Genomic DNA, 3,124 nt, shown 5'->3' on the forward strand with positions numbered 1-3,124 from the left:
CGCCTCGCAGCCGGGCATGGCCGAGCGCACCATCGTGGTGGACGGCGCTTCGAAGAGCTACGCCATGACCGGGTGGCGGCTGGGCTATGCGGCCAACCGCGCGCTGGCGCCGTATTTTTCCACCTGGATCACCAACACCGACTCCTGCGCCGGCTCCATCACCCAGTGGGCGGGGGTGGAGGCCCTCACCGGAGACCAGACCGAGCACGAGCGGATGATGGAGAGCTTCACCCGCCGCCGCAACCTGATCGTGGAGGGGTTGAACACCCTGGAGGGCATCCACGCCCTCAAGCCCGGCGGCGCGTTCTACGTGTGGCCCAACGTGAGCGAACTCTGCCAGCGCACCGGCTGCTCCACGGCGGAGGAACTGCGCAAGCGCTGGCTCCACGAGGCCGGCGTGGCCGTGCTGGCGGACAGCCAGTTCGGAACCCCCGTCCCCGGCGAGGGGCAGCACGTGCGCTTCTCCTACGCCACCTCCGAAGACAACATCGCCGAGGGCCTGGAGCGCATCCGCAAATGGATCGCGGAGAATGGGTAGGGGGGGCCACTCCAAGGACTATTGCCCGGGTCGGTCGTCATCGTTGACTCCTCAATTCCCCTGCACACACGCACTGAGGATGGCGGCCAGTTTGCGTTGGACGTTGGGTGAGGCCATGGCGATCTCACTCCGGAAGACCGGCCTTGCGGAGGAGGGCCAATCTTCGCTCCAGGAAAGACTTATCTTTTAACGAGATTCTCTTCCAAACTTTTCGGCTCTCTGTGATTGAAAAATCCGGATAAGCAACAAGAAATTTCTTTGCCTCGGCTCTGGCTTCCCGGCTTCTACCGAGTTCCATGTAACTGGCAATTATTGTTCCCCAGCACAAACGGGCAATAGAGCTTTGCCGTTCCATGTGTAGGTAATTCCGACAGTACCTTGCGGCCCACTCGTGCTGTCCGGCAACATGAAAAATCAAGCCTGCAAAGTACCAGAAATATGCCCGGGGGAAGGGCGAGAGGCGCAATGCCTTTTTGATTTGCACCAACGCTTCCGCCGTGTTGCCTGCGTTGAGCATCGTCAGGGCTAAATGTGCATTGGAATCAGAATCACCTGGCGCGAGTTCAACAGCCCTACGCCCGGCGGCGATTGCTTTTTCATACTGTCTCCGCGATCCGTGGATACGGCTTAGAAGGAAGTATGCACTGGGATGATTCTCATCCACCGCGATGGCCTGGCGCGCCAGTTCCTCGGCCTGCCGTAGGGAAGCGGCGCGGTCATCAACCCATCCGAATCCTGCATCGATCAAATGTGCCCACCCCAAAGCTGCGATCAACACAGCGTTTCGCGGTTCCAAATCCTGGGCCTTCCGATTCAGAATTCGGACATTTGCGTTCGCTGCCTTGTCAAAACGGAAAAACAACTCGGTACCTTGCAGGTAAAGGTCATAGGTTTCTATTTTGGAAAATTCATTCGCGCTAAAACGTACGCCTTCGCCAAGGACCAACCGCACATCCAATTCGGTAATAATATTGCGGCTGATCTCATCCTGGATGGCGAACACGTCCTGCATCCGCCGATCATAGGTTTCGGCCCAGAGGTGGTTTCCCGTCACGGCGTCGATGAGTTGCGCGGTGATGCGGATGCGGCCCTCGGCCCGTTGCACGCTGCCTTCCAGCACATATCTCACCCCCAATTCCCGGCCCACCTGCCGCACGTCCACCGCCTTGCCCTTGTATTTAAAAGAGGAATTGCGGGCGATGACGAGCATCCCCGAAAGCCTGGCAAGCCTGGCGATGATGTTCTCGCTGAGACCGTCGGAAAAGTATTCCTGGGCCGGGTCGCCACTCATGTTGTCGAAGGCCAGCACGGCGATGGAGGGCTGGTCGGGCAGGGGGAATGCGGCTTCCTTTTCAAAGGCGGCAAGCGCGGATTCGATCACGGATTGCCGGTAAAGATTCCAGGACAGCACCGCAACCAACGCCACTAATACAACCACCGTTGCAGCGAGTGCGGCCTTGCGCCAACTCCTAGCCAGTTTCCTTGCTGCGCGCTCCGTTCGCGTGGGCGCCTGTCCGGGTACCAGCAGCACATTGTAGGCCCGCACCGGTTCGGCGATGTTCTTCACCTTCTGCTCGCCCAGATAGTCGTACTCCAGGTCCAGACGGGTGTGAACCTGATCATAGACTGTGCGGGAAATACAGACGCCGCCGGGATCGGCCAGGGATTCCAGCCGGGCCGCGATGTTCACCCCGTCCCCGAACAACTCTCCCTCCTTGATCAGCACATCGCCCAGATTCACGCCGATGCGGAAATGCATCCGCCGCTGTTCGGGTAACTTCTCGTTCCGCTTGGCCAATTCGCGCTGAATCTCCACCGCCGCCGTCACCGCATCCACCACCGAGGCGAACTCTGCCAGGATGGAGTCGCCGGGGGCGTTCACGACCCTTCCCTTGTATTGCTGGATATAATCGGAAAAGACTGCGCGATAGTCCGATAGGGTCTTGACCGTCGCGTCGTGGTCGTCACCCATCAGGCGAGAATAGCCCACTACGTCCGCACACAGGATTGCGGTTAGCTTGCGCTGGGTGGTGGGTGAGGCCATGGCGGTTTTGCCGTTCATTCAAAGCCCGCTTTGCGTATCAGTTCGATCATGCGCTCGGGCACTGCCGGGTCTTTGTATCCAAATCGCCTCCATCCGGCTACAACTTTTTCGAATGAATATTCGGCGTATTTGCGGTACTGCTCGGCTTCATGCCTTGCCTCTTTCTCGCGCCCCAGCGCCATGAGGGAGGCTATCAACGCAAGGTGCATCCTGTGGTTCGAGAGACCCTTATCGGGACTTTTCACTCCTTCTTTGAATGCTTTTATCGCCGCATCGTACCGCCCTGCATTAAAATTTACCGTCCCATATGCACCATAAAAAACCAACGGGGGGTGGGGATAGAGACGAATGGCCTGCCTATTTATTGGCACGGCTTCCTCCGGCCGTCCGGCAAGGTTCAACGTGAACCCCAAGGTGGCGTGGGCCCAGGCATTGCTGGGTTCCAGAGCTACGGCTCGCTCACCTAGGGCGATCGCCTGCTCGTAGTTCCCTTTGTTGGAATTAAGGCGGGCCAATAACGTGAGCGCATTGATGTCCGGCCG

The 3,124-nt window shown here is 58.9% G+C and carries 3 protein-coding genes; 1 reads left to right on the plus strand and 2 read right to left on the minus strand.

Features of this window, described 5'->3' with window-relative positions; genetic code table 11:
- Nucleotides 1-16 precede the first annotated feature (16 nt).
- Complete coding sequence (locus FVQ81_18205) at nt 17-538, plus strand: aminotransferase class I/II-fold pyridoxal phosphate-dependent enzyme (GenBank protein MBW7998464.1); 522 nt, start codon at nt 17-19, stop codon at nt 536-538.
- Nucleotides 539-662: 124 nt separating this feature from the next.
- Here FVQ81_18205 and FVQ81_18210 read toward each other — a convergent pair whose 3' ends face one another.
- Nucleotides 663-2,600 (minus strand): hypothetical protein, encoded by a 1,938-nt coding sequence (locus tag FVQ81_18210; GenBank protein MBW7998465.1) that lies wholly within the window; start codon nt 2,598-2,600, stop codon nt 663-665.
- A partial coding sequence (locus FVQ81_18215; GenBank protein ID MBW7998466.1) for a tetratricopeptide repeat protein occupies nt 2,597-3,124 on the minus strand: 528 nt, incomplete at its 5' end. The genes FVQ81_18210 and FVQ81_18215, both read right to left, overlap by 4 nt.

This window comes from Candidatus Glassbacteria bacterium (genome assembly GCA_019456185.1).
Taxonomy (GTDB): Bacteria; Gemmatimonadota; Glassbacteria; order GWA2-58-10; family GWA2-58-10; genus JAJRTS01.